The organism is Salifodinibacter halophilus (genome assembly GCA_012999515.1).
Taxonomy (GTDB): Bacteria; Pseudomonadota; Gammaproteobacteria; order Nevskiales; family Salinisphaeraceae; genus Salifodinibacter; species Salifodinibacter halophilus.
Window position 1 is genome coordinate 1 of record JABEEB010000252.1, and the last position, 272, is coordinate 272.

The 272-nt window shown below is 69.9% G+C and carries 1 protein-coding gene; it reads left to right on the plus strand.

What is annotated here, in order from left to right:
• Positions 1-272: 5'/3'-nucleotidase SurE (locus tag HKX41_11535; GenBank protein ID NNC24764.1), on the plus strand; the 272-nt coding region annotated here is incomplete at both ends.

Sequence of the window (272 nt, forward strand, 5' to 3'; positions counted from 1 at the left end):
CGGCGTCTTCGAGCGCGCCGACTACCTCAACGTCAACGCGCCCCGACCCGGCACCGAAGTTGATGAGATCGCGGTGACGACGCCGACGCGCGGCTACGATATGAGCGTGGAGCGCGCGGGCGAACATCTGCGCCTCCACGACGAGATGTGGGATCGCATCGACGGCGGGGTCGTTGTGGGCGAACCCGCGGACAGCGGCCTCCGCGCGGTCGTCGAGGGCAAGACGAGCGTGTCGCCGCTCACCGCGCCGCACACGACCGAGCACCACGAAG